We start from the raw sequence: 14717 nt of genomic DNA on the forward strand, positions 1-14717 counted from the left end.
TCCGGTCGCTCACCGGAATCAGCGACAGCCGCATTTGTGCAGCGTCGCCGCGACGACGTCGAGCGCGGCCCGGCCCTTGTTCTGGTCCGAACCGGACGACATCAGCGCGAACACCAGCATCCGGCCGTCGGTGTCCAGCACCACGCCCGCCAGGGTGTTCACGCCGGACAGCGTGCCGGTCTTGCCGCGCACCCAGCCGCGGCCCGCCGACGAAGCCGGGTCGCCGTAGCGCTTCTCCAGCGTCCCGCTGCCGCCCGCGACGGGGAGACCCGCGAGCAGCGGCCGCAGTTTGGCCGTCCTCGGATCCTTGCCGTCCGGCGCCGCCGCGACCGCGAGGATCTCGCTGAGCACCTTGGCCGGGATCTTGTTCTGGTCGGACAGTCCGCTGCCGTCGTTGATCTGGACGCCGGTCAGATCGAATCCGGCCTGCTTGAGCACGTCCATCGTCGCGGTCGCACCGCCGACGAAGGACGCTTCGCCGCCCTTGGCGAGCGCGACCTGGCGAGCGAGGGCGTCCGCCATCAGGTTGTCCGAAAGCTGCAGCAGCGAGTTGGCGAACTCGGTGAGCGGCTGCGACTTGACCTCGCCGAGCACCTTCGCGTCCTTCGGTGCCGTCGTCGTTCCGCCGGCTTGGGCTTCGAGCTTCCCCGCGATCTTCTGGGTCAGCGCGGCGGCCGGGTTCGCGATCCGGGGCGCGTGGTCGCTCTTCGGATCGTTGCGGCCGCCGTCGGCCATCACCGGCAGGACCGGCGCCATGTAGGTGTTCCCGGCGGCGGTGTCCTCCGGGTCCCAGCCCTTCGCGGACGTCGGGCCCTTGAACAGGCTGATGTCCAGCTGGACCTTGGTGATCTTGCCGCCGCTCGCCTTCTTGACCTGAGCGACGAGGTCGTCGACGTGGGCGGCTCCCGGATACAGCGGCGAGTCGGTGCCCAGCGGCAACGAGGTCAGCGAGGGGTCGCCACCCGCGACGAGGATGGCAGTGCCGGGATCGGCGCCCTGGACGACCTTCGTGGAGATCTGCGTCCCGTGGTCCATCGACAGCAACGCGGCCGCGACGACGAGGATCTTCGTGGTCGAAGCCGGGGTCAGCGGGGTGCCGGAGTTCTTGTCCCAGAGGACTTCTCCGGTCGAGGCGTCCACGACGGTGCCGGTGAGCGTGCCGAGGTCCGCGGCGCCGGCGGGGCCCGCCAGCGCGGCCGCGAGAGCTTCCTTCGTCGGCCCGGCGCCGTTGATGTCCGGCCCGTGCAGGACACGGGTGACACCGGCGGGCTTGGGGATCTCGCCCTTCGGCGCGTTCGGCGCCCAGGGCAGGCCGAGCCGGTTCGACACCTTCGGCATCGCGGCGGCGCCGCCCATGCCGGCGAGCAGCAGGACCACGACCAGGCTCGTGATCAGCAGGACCTTGCGTTTGCGCTTCTTCGGCTGCGGCGCGGGCGCGGCAGCGGTCTCGGCGACCGGGGGCTCCGAGGACGGCGGCTCGGGCTGCTGGATCCCGACAGTGGCTTCGGAGTCGAAGCGCTCTTCGGCAGGCTCGATGCGGACCGGACGCGCGTGCATGGTCGCGGACGGGACCTCCGCGGGACGCGGCGGCTCGACCCGGTTCTGCTCGGGACGGCGCGGCGGCTGCTGCGGGTTCAGCGGCGGCTGCTCCTGAGGCGGGGGTTCCGGCCTCGGCTCGGGTCTCGCCAGCTCGTGATCACGAGAGGGCGTCGCGGTGCCCCGGTCGAACTGATCCCAGTCCGGTTTGTCTGTTTGCTGCGGCTGGACGGGCTGGACGAAGACCGTCTTCGGAGCTTCGGGCTCCTTCGGTTCGACAGGCGTCACCGGCGCGAAAGCGGACCACTGCGGCGTCGGCGTTTCCGGGACGTCCGGCTCTTCCTCGACCTCGACGACCGGCTGGAACCAGGAGCCACTTTCGGGTGTGACCTTCGGCACTGCCAGCTCTTCGGTCTTCCCGTGCGCCAGACCCGACATGGGCAGCCAGACGGTGGCCTCGCTCCCCCCTTTGGTGCCCTTGGGCTCGGCGGATGAGGTGTCCTTGTCGTCCGACGGCCAGCTCGGGACATCGTTTTCCGGCACGTAACGCTCCTTCATCCACCGTCCGGGGAAGGGGCCAAGCTCACATACGACCACATCGATGCGACCGCCCGAGCCCCCGTGGTCCACACTAGTGAAGACAAGACGATGATTTCGGTGAGCCGTCCGCGAGGCGGGGCGTACCAAAGACGAGAGCAGCGAGGCCGGCGTGGAATTCGACGTCACTATCGAAATCCCCAAGGGGGAGCGCAACAAGTACGAGGTGGACCACAAGACCGGTCGGATCAAACTCGACCGGACCCTGTTCACGGCCACCCAGTACCCCGCCGACTACGGGTTCATCGACGACACCCTCGGCCAGGACGGCGACCCGCTCGACGTGCTGGTGCTCGTCCAGGAGCCGACCTTCCCCGGCTGCCTGATCCGCTGCCGCGCGATCGGCATGTTCCGGATGACCGACGAGAAGGGCCCGGACGACAAGGTCCTCGCGGTCCCGACGAACGACCCGCGCCTTGAGCACCTGCGCGACATCCACCACCTGAACGAGTTCCACAAGCTCGAGATCCAGCACTTCTTCGAGGTGTACAAGGACCTGGAGCCGGGCAAGAGCGTCGAGGGTTCGACCTGGGTCGGGCGTACCGACGCCGAGGCCGAGATCAAGCGTTCGTACGAGCGTGAGACCGACCGGCTGGCCAAGGAAGCCGTCGACGGCCCGTCGCACTAGTTCTCCAAGTACATGAAGGCCCCCTTCCTTGCGCCTGGCGCAAGGAAGGGGGCCTTCATGTACTACTACGCGGAGTAGCCGGGGATCGGGAACGGCGCCAGGAAGTCGCGGATCTCGGCGGCGATGGTGTCCAAAGCGGACTGCTCCTCGCCCGCCGCCGCGGTGATCGTGCGGTCGATCCACTCCGCGACCTGCACCTGGTGCTCCGGCTTGAGCCCGCGGGTGGTGATCGCGGAGGTGCCGAGCCGGATGCCGGACGGGTCGAACGGCTTGCGCGGGTCGAACGGCACGGTGTTGTAGTTCAGTTCGATCCCGGCCCGGTCCAGCGCCTGCGCGGCGGGCTTGCCCGGCACGTTCTTGTTCGTCAGGTCGATCAGCAGCAGATGGTTGTCGGTGCCGCCGGACACGAGGTCGTAGCCGCGCTCGACCAGCGCCTCCGCCAGCGCCCGCGCGTTGGCGACGATCATGTGCGCGTACTCGGCGAACTCGGGCTTCTGCGCCTCACCGAGCGCGACGGCGATCGCGGCGGTCGTGTGGTTGTGCGGGCCGCCCTGCAGACCGGGGAACACCGCCTTGTCGACGGCCTTCGCGTGGTCGGCGTCGGAGAGGATCATCGCGCCACGCGGACCGCGCAGCGTCTTGTGCGTGGTCGTGGTGATGACCTGCGCGTGCCCGACCGGCGACGGGTGCGCGCCACCGGCGACGAGACCGGCGATATGCGCGATGTCGGCGGCCAGGACAGCGTCGACCTCGCGGGCGATCTCCGCGAACGCCGCGAAGTCGATGGTGCGCGGGATCGCGGTGCCGCCCGCGAAGATCAGCTTCGGCCGGTGCTTCAGCGCGAGTTCGCGGACCTGGTCGAGGTCGACGCGGCCGGTCTCCTTGCGGACGCCGTAGCGGACCGGGGTGAACCACTTGCCGGTCGCGGACACGCTCCAGCCGTGCGTGAGGTGCCCGCCGTCCGGCAGCGCCATGCCGAGGACGGTGTCGCCCGGCTGCGCGAACGCGAGATACACCGCCAGGTTCGCCGGAGAACCGGAGTACGGCTGGACGTTGGCGTGGTCGGCACCGAAGACGGCCTTCGCGCGCTCGATGGCGAGATTCTCGACCTGGTCGACGAGCTGCTGGCCCTCGTAGTACCGCTTGCCGGCGTAGCCCTCGGAGTACTTGTTGGTGAGGACGGTGCCTGTCGCCTCCAAGACGGCCTGGGAGACGTAGTTCTCGGAGGCGATCAAGCGGATCTTGTCGTGCTGCCGCTTCGCCTCGTCCTCGACGAGCCCCGCGATCTTCGGATCCGCGGCGGCGAGCGCGGAAAGTGCTGGCTGGTGTGTCATGGCGTACTCCCGCTCAGGAGAGGCCTTCACCCAGGCGCGCGGTGCCGGCCCGAATTCGCTTCCCGGTGGTGCTCCACCTCAAATGCGCCAGTCGCTGGTGCCCCCAGAGCCTAGTGCAAGCCACCGGCGCGGAATCCGGCATGCGGACGATGTCCGGCACCGCCCGCGGTCACTCGACCGGCTTGACGCTTTCCGCGTGCCTGCGCGCCAGATCCTGGTAGATCGCGGCGTTGTGCTCGACCCAGCCGCGGGCGGCGCCGTCGAGCGGGACGTGCTTCTTCGCGGGGCTGCCCATGGCGACGGTCTCCGGCGGGATGACCATTCCGGGCGTCACCGTGGCACCGGCCGCGACCAGGGCCTTCGCACCGATCTGCGCCTTGTCGAGCACGGTCGAGCCGTTGCCGATCAGCGCCTGCTCGCCGATCGTGCAGTCGTGCACGAGGCACTGGTGCCCGACGGTGACGTTCTTGCCGACCTCGGTCACGCCGCCGTTGACGTGGATGACCGAGTTGTCCTGGATGTTGGCGCCCTCGCGGATGAGGATCTTCCCGAAGTCGGCGCGCAGCACGGCGCCGTACCAGACGGAAGCGCCCTTCTCGACGACGACGTCGCCGATCAGGGTGGCGGTGGGGGCGATCCACGCTTCGGGATCCACCTGGGGGCGGTGCCCCTCGAATTCGAACATCGGCATGCCCGCACCCTATGCGCGAAAGTCCGTGAAGGCCTCCTTCCCTACCTTGAGAGTAGGGAAGGAGGCCTTCACGGAACGCGGAAGCGTCAGCCGATGGCGGTGTTCAGCAGGATGTCCACGGCCTTGTCGTTACGCGTGGTCTCCCGGACGATCACCTCGTCGGGCGGGTAGAAGCCGGGGTTGGCGCCCCGCGGGTACATCTCGAAGGTGAAGCTCAGGATCTTGTGGGTGCCCCACATCCAGTCGTCGATCGTCCCGTCCGTGATGTACAGGTCGCTCGACTGCTGCGGCGTGTAGCCGTTGGTCGCCGCGAGCTGCCTGCCCAGCGTCTGGAAACGCTGCGCTTCGGCCTGCGTCATCCCCGGCGCGGTGTCGTTGTACGTGAAGCCGAACGGCCACAGGACGAGCTCCGAATAGGTGTGGAAATCGATGCTCGCCTTGATCTGCTGGACGCCGCCGATCTTGCGCGAGTTCACGAAATTGGACACAGCCTTGGTCTCCGGGGCGGAGAACGCCGACGGGCCGCGGTAGGTCTCGCTGCCCGTCGAGCCCGAGGAACCGCCGCAGCAGCCCCAGTTGTAGCCCCAGTTCCGGTTGGTGTCGGTGCCGTTGCCCTGCCGGTTCTTGCGCCAGTACTTGTAGCTGCCGCCGGAGATGTCGTACTCCGACCCGTCGGGGTTGACGTTCGGGATCACGTAGATCTCGGTGCTGTCGACGAACCGCTTGATCGCCGGGTCGGTGGCGTAGCCCTGGGTGAACCGGTTCACGATCCGCAGGCACATCTCGGTGGTGAGGTGCTCGCGCGCGTGCTGGTTGCAGGTGAAGAGGACTTCGGGCTCGTTCTCGTCGGTCCCGACGTTGTCGCTGATCTTGAGCATGTTCAGCGCGCGGCCCTGGTAGGAGTTGCCGACGCTGCTCAGCTTCGCGATCGAGCCGTATTTCGCCTGCGCGTTCTGCAGTTCCGTCGTGACCTCGGCGTAGTTGTGGTAGCCGGAGTCCGCGGGCGGGAAGTCGTTGATCGCGTTCGTGCCGACCTTCTCCGACCTGTCGACGACGCCACGCTGCTCGACGCGGAAGCCGAGCGAACGGATCTTCGCCGCGTCGCGCGCTTCGCCGATCACCGTGGTCGTGGATCCGGAGGAGGCGAAGACGTCGACGCCCAGCCGGGAGATCTGGGTGCGCTGCTGTGCCGTGTCGGTGCCGAAGACCTCGTAGATCTGGACCTGCGCGTCTTCGGCCTGCTGGTCGGCGGTCGCCGGACTCGCGGCGACCGGGATGGTGAACGCCGCGACAGCCGCGATCGCCACGGCCATGCACCGTCTTATGCGCATCGTCGTCTCCTAGCTCTGAGGCAGGGAAGGGGAACCCCACCATGGCCGGAGCCGGGAGAGCGAACAATCCGTAACGGTACGGATCTAATGCGTATTTCTAGCCGTAGTTCGCGAAACAGAGCGCTTCGATGTCGCCGCGCAGCGCGGCGAACGGCCGCCGCCGGACGCGCTGCTGGACGATCGCGCCGAGCAGATAGGACAGCAGCGCGCGAGCCCGCGCGCGGGGGTCTTCCACGTCGAGCGGGGCGAGCAGTTCCGCGAGCAGTTCGGTGATCGACGTCAGCATGACGTCGATGGCCTGAGGGTGCTGCGCGCGGCCCGCGGCGATCCAATACTCGAACCAGAGGAACGCCGCGTTCGGACGGCCGGAGAACTCGGACAGGAAGGCCTCGAGAGCGGCGAAGAGCCGCTCGTCCGGGTGATCGTGTTTCTCCGAAATTTTGCGCAAATCGGCCGTGAACGTTGTGATGTGCGCCGCCATCGCGCGGTCGATCAGGACGTCGATGTCGGCGAAGTAGTAATGAATCGCACTCTTCGTGAGCGGCCCGGCGTCCGCGATCGCGCGCACGGTGCAGCCCGCGAGCCCGTCCCTGGCGAGCACGACACGGGCCGCTTCGACGATCTGCTCCTGTTTCTGCAGCTGATTGGGGGAGAGCCGCACGCTGCGGCCGGGAACGGCGGTCACGAAATTCCTTACACCACGTAGTCAGGACGGTAGCCCTGAAGCTTAGGGCAACCGTCCTGGCCGATCACAGCGGGTGAAAAATCTAGGTGGCTAGCGATCGATCTGTAGCGGACAATGCGCGGCATGGTGACCACAGGGGACAACGGGTTCAGCCCGGCCGCGCGGCGGCAGCTGGAGAAGGAACTCGCCGATCTGCGAGCGCAGCGCGACGCGATGGCGCCGCTCGTCGGCGAGCAGGAACGAACCGGCGACGCCGCCGACCAGGCGGAGGTGCTGGACCGCGCGGAGGCCGCCGCCTACCTCGAACGACGCATCGCCGACGTGGCGGCGAAACTCGAGCACGGCGGCCGCAACAGCAAGGGCCTGCTCCCCGACGGCACCACCATCACCATCAGGTACGCGGACGGCGACGAGGAGGAACTCCACATCGTCACGATCCCGAGCGAGGACGCCGACGCGTTCACGGTCACCTCGGACAGCCCGCTCGGCCTCGCGCTCGTGGGCGCCAAGGAGGGCGACAAGATCACGTACCGGACGCCGCGCGGCGAGACCAGCGCCACCGTCGTCACCCTGAAGCCGCCTGCCTGACCTTTTCGCGTGTGAAGGCCCCCTTCCCTCGGGATGGGGGCCTTCACACGCCTGGGGCCGCGAGAGCGGAGCGCGCATGTTGCGAAAGCCACTTTCGCAACCTTCAACGTTGCGAAAGTGGCTTTCGCAACCCTCCCCCGAGCGGCACGCCCTTCACACGCCTGGGCGGCAGAGGACCGGATTCACCAGTTCGGCGCACGGCCGGTGCCCGTGTGACCGGACGACGTCCTTGCCGACCTGGTTGGTCAGATACCGCAGGAAGCTCGCGACGAGCGAGTCCGCCTTCGGCTCGCCGAACGTGTACGCGTACTCGGTCTCCCAGAACGGGTACGCCGCGTGGATCGCGCCCTCCAGGGTCGCCTGGTGGCCGTCGATCCGGACCGGCAGCACGTCGCCGCGTTTCGTGGCCGCGCCCAGTTCGCTGTACCCCAGCGCGCCCGGCACGCGGGCGACGGTGTCGAGGACGTCGTCCGTGTTCGGCCGCGCGCAGCGCACCACCCCTGGCTGAGCGCCCGGCGCCTGTTTGAGGCAGTCGTCGGAGTTGTCGCCGGGTTCCCGCTTGCCTGCCAGGACCTGGCCCTCGAACGTCCGCCGCGTACCCGAGTTGGAATGCCGGTCGACGAGCCGGACCGGCTGGTCCTTGCCGCCGATCTCGCGCCAGTTCGCGATCTTGCCGTCGTAGACGGCGCGGATCTGCGCGAGCGAGAGGTCCTGGACACCCGCTTCCTTGCTGACCACGAGCGTGAACAACGAGAACGCGACCGGACGCGGCAGCAGCTGCGGGAACCCCTCCCCCTTGGCGCCGTCGGTGAACGCCAGCACGCTGTCGTTCCCTGCCTGGTCGAGGCGGCCGAGCCCCTCAGTGCTCCCCTGGGTGTCGAAGGTGAACGAAGCGCCTGGGCATGTCTTCGTGTACGAAGCCGTCGCTTCCTTGAGCACCGGCGCGAACGCCGTCGACCCGGTGATCGTCAGCTTCCCGGCCGCGCAGTCCAGCGGCGGCGGCTTGTCGTCGAAGACCAGCGACCGGGTCAGCTGGAAGATGCTGACCACCACGAGGAAGCAGATGAGTGCGAGCACCGAGGCCGTCGGCCCGGTGCGGCTCTTGGTCTCGCGGAGACTGCCGCCCTTGATCTCGCCGATGACCTGGGGATCGTCGAAATCTTCGGGCGTGCCGTCGGGGATCCGGTCGAGGACGGCGAGGATCTTGTAGTGCGCGCCGCGGTTCAGCGGCACCCGCGGCAGGTCGATGACCCCGGCCGGCTGTTCGGGATTCTCGTCCCGCGCGCCGAAACCGGAGTCGTCGCCGAAGCATTCGTGCAGATGTGGCGAGCTGAGTTCGGTCACCACCATCCCGGCCACGGTGCGGCCGGGGAATTTCACGCGGATACCGACGCGGTCGTTCTGGTTGACCGCGTAATCGTCGGTGTCGATGTCGGTGGTGCCGCTGTTTTCGATGCGCAGCAGCACGAACGACGGGTCGACGAGCCGTTCGCCGTTCTCGTGCTGCAACTGCGCCAGCGCGTCGGCTGTCGGCGCGAACCCGCGCCCGGACGCCGTCGGGGTGTCCATCTGCACGCGGTAGCCGAGCCGTTTGCGGCCGACGAGCACGAACTCCCACAGGAACGCGACGGCCGGGACGGCGATCCCGACCACCGCGAGCAGGACGTCCCAGGGAAAGCCTTCCAAGACCGCCTCCAGGTTCGGGGAATCGAACCTAAGGCTCATCCCGGCCGGGGACGGCGGACTTCAGCCAGTGTTCACCGGCCGTCTGCGAAGGCGTAGTCGTCGAGGTCGAAGAACCGGCTCGTCACCATGGTTTCCAGGGTGGGCGAGGCCCGGAACGGCACGTCCCCGTTCGCGTCGAAGTAGTAGCTGTTGGCGAGCGAACAGCTGTCCTGGAAGAACACCTGATGCTTGCGCCGGTCCAGCATGCTCCGGAAGTACCGGTCGTTGGCCTCGTTCGTGACCTCCACCCTGGTCGCGCCGGTCTTGCGGGCGTTGCGCAGGCACCGGACGATATGCGCGGTCTGCGTCTCGATCAGGTTGAAGTACGAGGAACCGTTGTAGCCGTAGGGCCCGAGAATGGTGAACAGGTTCGGGAAACCGGGCACGCTGACGCCCTGATAGGACTGGAACCGGTTCTCCTCCCAGAATTTCTCCAGATCGACGCCGTCGGCCCCGCGGACGGTGAACGCGGGCATGTTGCCCTTCTCGAACACCTTGAACCCGGTCGCGAGCACCAGGACGTCGACCGGATGCTCGGTGCCGTCAGTGGTCCGCACGCCGGACTCGGTGATCGTGTCGATTCCTGTGGTCTCCAAAGCGACATTGCCGCGATTGAACGTCTGGAGGTATTCGTTCGAGAAGCTCGGCCGTTTGCAGCCCAGCGCGTAACGCGGGGTGAGCTTTTCGCGGGTTTCGGGATCCTTGACCGCGCGGCGCAGATGCGCGAGCCCGATCCGCTCGCCCGCGCCGGCGGTCGGCAGGAGATTGTGGAAGTGCGCGGCCAACGGGAAGGTCAGTTCGACGAGGGCCTGACTGGCCAATCGGGACACCAGCTTCGCGCCCGGCAGCCTTCGCAGCGCGAGCCGCGCGGGTCGCGGCAGGGCGGCGTCCGGTTTGGGCAGGCACCAGATCGGCGTGCGCTGGAACACCGTCAGCTGCCCGGCTTCCGGCGCGATGGACGGGATCACCTGAACGGCCGAAGCCCCGGTCCCGACGACGGCGACGCGTTTACCGCGCAGGTCGACGCCGTGGTCCCAGCGCGCGGTGTGCATGACCGTGCCGCGGAAGCCGTCGAGCCCGTCGATGTCCGGCGGCTTCGGCTGGGTGAGCACGCCGGTGGCGCCGACGACGAACCGTGCCGTCATCGACCAGCCGTCCGCGGTTTCGAGGCGCCACAAATGCGTTTCGTCGTCGAAGGTCGCGGAGACGACCTTGCTGCCGAAGCGGGTGCGACGGCGGATGTCGTATTTGTCGACGCAGTAGTCGGCGTAGGCCTTCAGTTCGCGGCCGGGCGCGTAGACCCGCGACCAGCCGGAGATCTGCTCGAACGAGAACTGGTAGCTGAACGACGGGATGTCGACGGCGACACCGGGATAGGTGTTCCAATGCCAGGCACCGCCGACACCGTCACCCTCCTCCAGCATGAGGAAGTCGCCGAAATCGGCTTTTTGCAGCAGGATCGCGGCCCCGATGCCGGAGAAGCCGCCGCCGATGATCGCGATCTCGTGGTCCGGCGTCATACGGGATGTCCTTCCGTGGCGAAAAGCGAACTGGCGCCGAGCACGACGACGTCGGTCTGGTGCTCGATACCCTCGGCGGTGCGGATTCCGTGGGGCGCGAACGCGTAGACCGGCCAGGTGATGAGCTTGCAGCCGGGCCGCCGCAGCGCGCCGTAGTAGCCGAGCACGGACGCGGTCTTCCGCGAGCCGAACCGGCGGTCCGGTGTCAGCAGCCTGCGGATCCAGGGGTCTTTCACCTGCCAGCGCAGGAAAACGCGGGCGACGGCGATGCCGAGGACGTTCGGCCCCGGTACCGGCATCGGCACCACCCAGTCCGGTTCCTCCTGGAACACCTTCACCGACCGCGCGGTGGCCGCCACCTCGGGCACGATCTGCGCCGCCTCGCGGCCGGGCGCGACGACCGCGACCCGCTGCCCGGCGAAGTCGTGGCCGAACCATTCGGTGCCGCGCAGCACCTCGCCCCTGAACTCTCCCAGCGTCATGACGCGACCGGTTCGTGGGTGATCTCCTCGGTCCACGACTGCGGCTTTCCCAGCAGCCGCGCGGGGATCAGGCGGGTCACCTTCACCATCGGGTCAGCGAGCAGCCGGTGGTAGACGTGCGAACGGTCGACGATCATCGCCGCCTGCGCCTTGAGCACGTGATACGCGGGGATGCGCTGGGTGAACTCGCCGCGTCCGCCGATGGTGGAGAACCGTTTCACCGCGTTGTACAGCTTCTTCTCCGGCAGGCCCATCGCGACGATGTTGTCCCGCATCTTGTTGATCAGCGGCACGAAGACGACGATCAGGCCGAGCACGATCTGCGGTTTGAGCGAGCCGACGGACTCGGTGATCAGCTTGGTCGTCGAGCCGGCGCCGATCAGTTCGAGGACCTCGAAATCGGCCGTGATGTGCCGGGCCTCGTCGGAGTTGATGTGCCGGAACACCTGGTGGCACACCGGATCGGAGACCTCGTCCAGCAGGAACTTCACCAGCGCGCCGTCCAGCGCGCATTCCAGCAGCGGGATGAGGGTGGCCAACGCGGTCAGCGGCAGCGAGTCGCCGTAGTCGTCGAGGACCTTGATGGCGAGCTTGACGTTGATGTTCGGCTCGGGCATCGAACCGTGCTCGTCGAGCATGCCCCAGCGCTTCATCAACGCCAGCTCGGCGTTGGCGTGCTTCTGTTCCTCGGCGTGGAAGTAGCGGTAGATCTCCTGGATCACCGGCGTCGGCGCCTTCTTGGCCAGCGAGGCGAACCCGCGGGCGCCGACGTGCTCGATCCACACGAGGTCGGCCATGAACGGCCGCATCTTGGCGCGGAGCTCGTCGGTCATCGTCTCCGCGCCGGGCGCGTCCCAGTCGATGTCGGCGAGCGACCACTGCTTGTCCTTGATGGTCTGGAGCATCGCCGCGAAGTCGTAGGCCATCACTTCTCCTTTTCGGCGGGCAGGAACCGGCCGAGCAGACCGGCGATCCGCGTGTACGGGACGGGCACGAACCGCTTGGCGTGCCACAGAAGCTGGGCGTCGGGCTGCGGAACGACGTAGAGGCGTCCGCGATCGTGGGCGTCGAGCGTCATCTTGGCGACCTTTTCGGCGGAGAACCCGACCAGATCGGAGACCTTCCGTGCGAGACCGCGCGCCTCGGCGTCGATGAGTTCGCCCTCGAAGATGTTGGTGCGGACGAAGGTCGGGCACAGCACGGTGACCGCGACCCCGGTGCCGGACAGCTCGGCGGCCAGTGTCTCGGAGAGACTGACGACCCCGGCCTTGCTCACGTTGTAGGCGGCCATTCGCGGTGCGGCCGTGAAGCCCGCGGCCGAAGCGACATTGATGACACCGCCCGCTCGCGCCGCCCGCATGGCGGGGACGAAGGTGTGGCAGCCGTGGATCACGCCCCAGAGGTTCACGCCGAGGGTCCGGTGCCAATCGGACAGCGGGCTCTCCCCGACGACCTTGCCGCCGGCGCCGATCCCGGCGTTGTTGACGACGAGATCCGGCTCGCGGCCGAGCCAGGAACGGGCCTGGTTCGCGAGTTCTCCGACCTCGTCCACAGTGGACACGTCACAGGCGATGGCGACCGCGTTATCGAGCGACTTCGCGGTCTCTTCGGCGGCTTCGAGGTCGATGTCGGCGCAGACGACACGGCTCCCGCGCCGGACGAGTTCGGCCGCGATCGCCCGCCCGATCCCGCTGCCCGCGCCCGTGACGACGGCGTGCGCTCCGTGAGTCCGCTTGGTCATGCCGCCCTCGCGATCGCTGGAAGGTTTTCGGTGAGGAAGCGGCAGGCCCGCTCCATCGCCGGCGCCGCTTCGGGAATGAAGCGGGTCAGTGCCTGGAAGACGTGCATCTGGCCGGGGACCACGTCCAGTTCGCACTCCGCGCCCGCCCGGCGCAGCGCCCTGGCCAGCTCGATGGCGTCCGCGGCGAGCATTTCGAGACCGCCCGCCTGGATGATCGTCGGCGGGAAGCCCTTGATGTCGTCGAAGGCGAACCGCAGCCGCGTCGAGTCGAGGTCAGCGTCCACTGTGTACAGACCGACGAGCCGCGCGGCCGCGGCGGCGGAGATCATCGGGTCCGGGCTCATGCGTTCTCTTTGGGCGGCCAGCGAGAACGTCACGTCGAACAGGGGCGAGAAGAGCGCGAGCGCGGCAGGAGGTTCTTTTCGTTCCCGGATCAGCTGCGCCGCGAGGTCGACCGCGAGATGCCCGCCCGCGGAGTCTCCCGCGACGAGAATCCGCCGATATCCCTGGTCGAGGAGCCTTTCGTAAGCCGCGCGGACGTCGTCGGCGGCGTTCGGGAAGCGATGCCGGGGCGCGAGCCGGTACTCGCAGGCGAAGACCGGCAGCCCGGTGCCGCCGGAGACCCGCGTGGTCAGCCCGCGATGCGTGCGTGCCGAGCAGAGCGCGTAACCGCTGCCGTGGACATAGAGGACGACTGCGTTGCCTTCGGTCACTTCGGGGCCGCGGACCCACTCGCCGCGGACACCCGGCTCGATGCGGCTTCCCTTCAACGGCGGCGAAGCCAGCCACAAACTGCTCGCGATGAAGGCACGGGAGAACGCGATACCGGCCCGGTTCGCCGGGATCGCGTTGGCGATCGGCCGCACGAAAGCGGACGTCAGCGCGGCGGCCAAACCGGGTCGCAGGCCATTCTGCGGTCGCATGCCCTCAGAATGAGTCCGAGGGCATCTGCTGTCAAGATGGAGAGGTGACCGCGTCCCGCCGCTACAGCGGCAAGACCGCCGACGAACGCCGAGCCGAACGACGGCTCGCCCTGCTCGGCGCCGCCTTGGACATCTGGCAGGAACAAGGCTGGGCGGCCGTCACCATGCGGGGCGTCTGCGCGCGGGCGAACCTGACCGACCGGTACTTCTACGAGAACTTCGCCAACCGCGACGCGTTGCTCGCCACCACCTGGGAACAGGTCCGCGACGAAACCCTGCGGATGGTCCTCGACGCCGTCGCCTCCCGGATCGAACAACCCGCTTTGGATCAGCTCCGCGCCGCTGTCGACGTCGTCGTGCACCACGTGCAGGAAGAGCCCGCGCGAGCGCAGATCCTCTTCGGCGACCACGCGGGGAGCGCGGTGCTGGAACAGTTGCGGCGGCAGACCGTCCAGGAGACCACCGGGCTGCTGATCGAGCTGGCGCGGCCGCATCTGAAGCCCGACGTGGACGACCTGGAGTTCCGGGTCAACGTCCTGCTGGGAATCGGCGGCTTCGTGGAGATCATGCTCGCGTGGCGCTCCGGCCTGCTCGACGCGGACGCGGACACGCTCGTCGATCACCTCACCGGCGTGGGCACTTCGCTGTCGCGGATGTTCCTCAAGGGCTGACACCAACGGGTGAATTTTCGCGGCGCCTTCGCCGCCGGTCCGGAAACGGATCAGGGCCCCATCCGGTGTGTGCCGAATGGGGCCCTGACCTGCGGAGCCGCCTAGGGGAATCGAACCCCTGACCTATTCATTACGAGTGAATCGCTCTGGCCGACTGAGCTAAGGCGGCAGACATCGGGCTCGCACCCGATGACGAGGACAAGTGTAGCGGAGGCTTGAACGTCACCTTCCGGGGCCACCGTCGTTAGGGTCCTATGACGCCGGT

Annotated in this window: 14 protein-coding genes, 1 tRNA gene and 1 riboswitch; of the genes, 3 read left to right on the forward strand and 12 right to left on the reverse strand. The window is 68.1% G+C overall.

What is annotated here, in order from left to right; translation table 11 throughout:
- Window positions 1–18: 18 nt before the first annotated feature.
- Complete coding sequence (gene dacB, locus AMYAL_RS0114715) at window positions 19–2094, reverse strand: D-alanyl-D-alanine carboxypeptidase/D-alanyl-D-alanine endopeptidase (protein ID WP_020632070.1); 2076 nt, start codon at window positions 2092–2094, stop codon at window positions 19–21.
- Between the two features lie 151 nt (window positions 2095–2245).
- Between dacB and AMYAL_RS0114720 the strand changes: the two genes are divergently transcribed.
- The gene (locus AMYAL_RS0114720) at window positions 2246–2761 is read left to right on the forward strand and encodes an inorganic diphosphatase (RefSeq protein ID WP_020632071.1); all 516 of its coding nucleotides are present in this window, start codon (window positions 2246–2248) and stop codon (window positions 2759–2761) included.
- Window positions 2762–2826: 65 nt separating this feature from the next.
- On the opposite strand, the gene AMYAL_RS0114725 is transcribed toward AMYAL_RS0114720, so the two are convergent.
- The 4 genes from AMYAL_RS0114725 to AMYAL_RS0114740 all read right to left on the reverse strand — a co-directional run bounded on the left by AMYAL_RS0114725 (window position 2827) and on the right by AMYAL_RS0114740 (window position 6802).
- Window positions 2827–4095, reverse strand: a complete 1269-nt coding sequence (locus tag AMYAL_RS0114725; protein ID WP_020632072.1) for a serine hydroxymethyltransferase — start codon at window positions 4093–4095, stop codon at window positions 2827–2829.
- Window positions 4096–4116: 21 nt separating this feature from the next.
- Window positions 4117–4195: riboswitch (ZMP/ZTP riboswitch) on the reverse strand.
- A 69-nt stretch (window positions 4196–4264) separates the two neighbouring features.
- Window positions 4265–4786 carry a gamma carbonic anhydrase family protein gene (locus tag AMYAL_RS0114730; protein WP_020632073.1) on the reverse strand — a complete coding sequence of 174 codons (522 nt, stop codon included), beginning with the start codon at window positions 4784–4786 and terminating at the stop codon, window positions 4265–4267.
- Between the two features lie 86 nt (window positions 4787–4872).
- Window positions 4873–6099, reverse strand: a complete 1227-nt coding sequence (locus tag AMYAL_RS0114735) for a M14 family metallopeptidase (protein ID WP_020632074.1) — start codon at window positions 6097–6099, stop codon at window positions 4873–4875.
- A 115-nt stretch (window positions 6100–6214) separates the two neighbouring features.
- Entirely contained in the window at window positions 6215–6802 is a 588-nt protein-coding gene (locus AMYAL_RS0114740) for a TetR/AcrR family transcriptional regulator (RefSeq protein WP_020632075.1), read from the reverse strand.
- 123 nt (window positions 6803–6925) lie between these two features.
- Between AMYAL_RS0114740 and AMYAL_RS0114745 the strand changes: the two genes are divergently transcribed.
- The gene (locus AMYAL_RS0114745) at window positions 6926–7390 is read left to right on the forward strand and encodes a GreA/GreB family elongation factor (RefSeq protein ID WP_020632076.1); all 465 of its coding nucleotides are present in this window, start codon (window positions 6926–6928) and stop codon (window positions 7388–7390) included.
- 153 nt (window positions 7391–7543) lie between these two features.
- On the opposite strand, the gene AMYAL_RS0114750 is transcribed toward AMYAL_RS0114745, so the two are convergent.
- From AMYAL_RS0114750 to AMYAL_RS0114775, 6 genes are all read right to left on the reverse strand, one after another.
- Window positions 7544–9076: a PstS family phosphate ABC transporter substrate-binding protein gene (locus AMYAL_RS0114750; protein ID WP_026467081.1), complete on the reverse strand. Its 1533-nt coding sequence runs from the start codon at window positions 9074–9076 to the stop codon at window positions 7544–7546.
- Between the two features lie 71 nt (window positions 9077–9147).
- On the reverse strand, window positions 9148–10635 hold the full coding sequence (locus AMYAL_RS0114755; protein WP_020632078.1) for a flavin-containing monooxygenase: 1488 nt from the start codon (window positions 10633–10635) through the stop codon (window positions 9148–9150).
- Complete coding sequence (locus tag AMYAL_RS0114760; protein ID WP_020632079.1) at window positions 10632–11117, reverse strand: NAD(P)/FAD-dependent oxidoreductase; 486 nt, start codon at window positions 11115–11117, stop codon at window positions 10632–10634. The genes AMYAL_RS0114755 and AMYAL_RS0114760 overlap by 4 nt, the downstream gene beginning before the upstream one ends.
- Entirely contained in the window at window positions 11114–12043 is a 930-nt protein-coding gene (locus AMYAL_RS0114765; protein WP_020632080.1) for a hypothetical protein, read from the reverse strand. Before AMYAL_RS0114765 ends, AMYAL_RS0114760 begins: the two co-directional genes overlap by 4 nt.
- Complete coding sequence (locus AMYAL_RS0114770; protein WP_020632081.1) at window positions 12043–12858, reverse strand: SDR family NAD(P)-dependent oxidoreductase; 816 nt, start codon at window positions 12856–12858, stop codon at window positions 12043–12045. Before AMYAL_RS0114770 ends, AMYAL_RS0114765 begins: the two co-directional genes overlap by 1 nt.
- Window positions 12855–13781 carry an alpha/beta hydrolase gene (locus tag AMYAL_RS0114775; protein WP_209447235.1) on the reverse strand — a complete coding sequence of 309 codons (927 nt, stop codon included), beginning with the start codon at window positions 13779–13781 and terminating at the stop codon, window positions 12855–12857. The genes AMYAL_RS0114770 and AMYAL_RS0114775 overlap by 4 nt, the downstream gene beginning before the upstream one ends.
- A gap of 44 nt (window positions 13782–13825) precedes the next feature.
- Between AMYAL_RS0114775 and AMYAL_RS0114780 the strand changes: the two genes are divergently transcribed.
- Window positions 13826–14452, forward strand: coding sequence for a TetR/AcrR family transcriptional regulator (locus tag AMYAL_RS0114780; protein WP_020632083.1), 627 nt, complete (start codon window positions 13826–13828; stop codon window positions 14450–14452).
- A gap of 95 nt (window positions 14453–14547) precedes the next feature.
- On the opposite strand, the gene AMYAL_RS0114785 is transcribed toward AMYAL_RS0114780, so the two are convergent.
- Window positions 14548–14621 (reverse strand) — tRNA-Thr (locus AMYAL_RS0114785).
- Between the last annotated feature and the right edge of the window lie 96 nt (window positions 14622–14717).

The organism is Amycolatopsis alba DSM 44262, from assembly GCF_000384215.1.
Lineage (GTDB): Bacteria > Actinomycetota > Actinomycetes > Mycobacteriales > Pseudonocardiaceae > Amycolatopsis > Amycolatopsis alba.

Coding starts and splice junctions, on each gene's coding strand:
- dacB (WP_020632070.1), bottom strand. CDS start 2,094: ATGAAGGAGCGTTACGTGCCGGAAAACGATGTCCCGAGCTGGCCGTCG.
- AMYAL_RS0114775 (WP_209447235.1), bottom strand. CDS start 13,781: ATGCGACCGCAGAATGGCCTGCGACCCGGTTTGGCCGCCGCGCTGACG.
- AMYAL_RS0114770 (WP_020632081.1), bottom strand. CDS start 12,858: ATGACCAAGCGGACTCACGGAGCGCACGCCGTCGTCACGGGCGCGGGC.
- AMYAL_RS0114755 (WP_020632078.1), bottom strand. CDS start 10,635: ATGACGCCGGACCACGAGATCGCGATCATCGGCGGCGGCTTCTCCGGC.
- AMYAL_RS0114725 (WP_020632072.1), bottom strand. CDS start 4,095: ATGACACACCAGCCAGCACTTTCCGCGCTCGCCGCCGCGGATCCGAAG.
- AMYAL_RS0114730 (WP_020632073.1), bottom strand. CDS start 4,786: ATGCCGATGTTCGAATTCGAGGGGCACCGCCCCCAGGTGGATCCCGAA.
- AMYAL_RS0114735 (WP_020632074.1), bottom strand. CDS start 6,099: ATGGCCGTGGCGATCGCGGCTGTCGCGGCGTTCACCATCCCGGTCGCC.
- AMYAL_RS0114765 (WP_020632080.1), bottom strand. CDS start 12,043: ATGGCCTACGACTTCGCGGCGATGCTCCAGACCATCAAGGACAAGCAG.
- AMYAL_RS0114745 (WP_020632076.1), top strand. CDS start 6,926: ATGGTGACCACAGGGGACAACGGGTTCAGCCCGGCCGCGCGGCGGCAG.
- AMYAL_RS0114760 (WP_020632079.1), bottom strand. CDS start 11,117: ATGACGCTGGGAGAGTTCAGGGGCGAGGTGCTGCGCGGCACCGAATGG.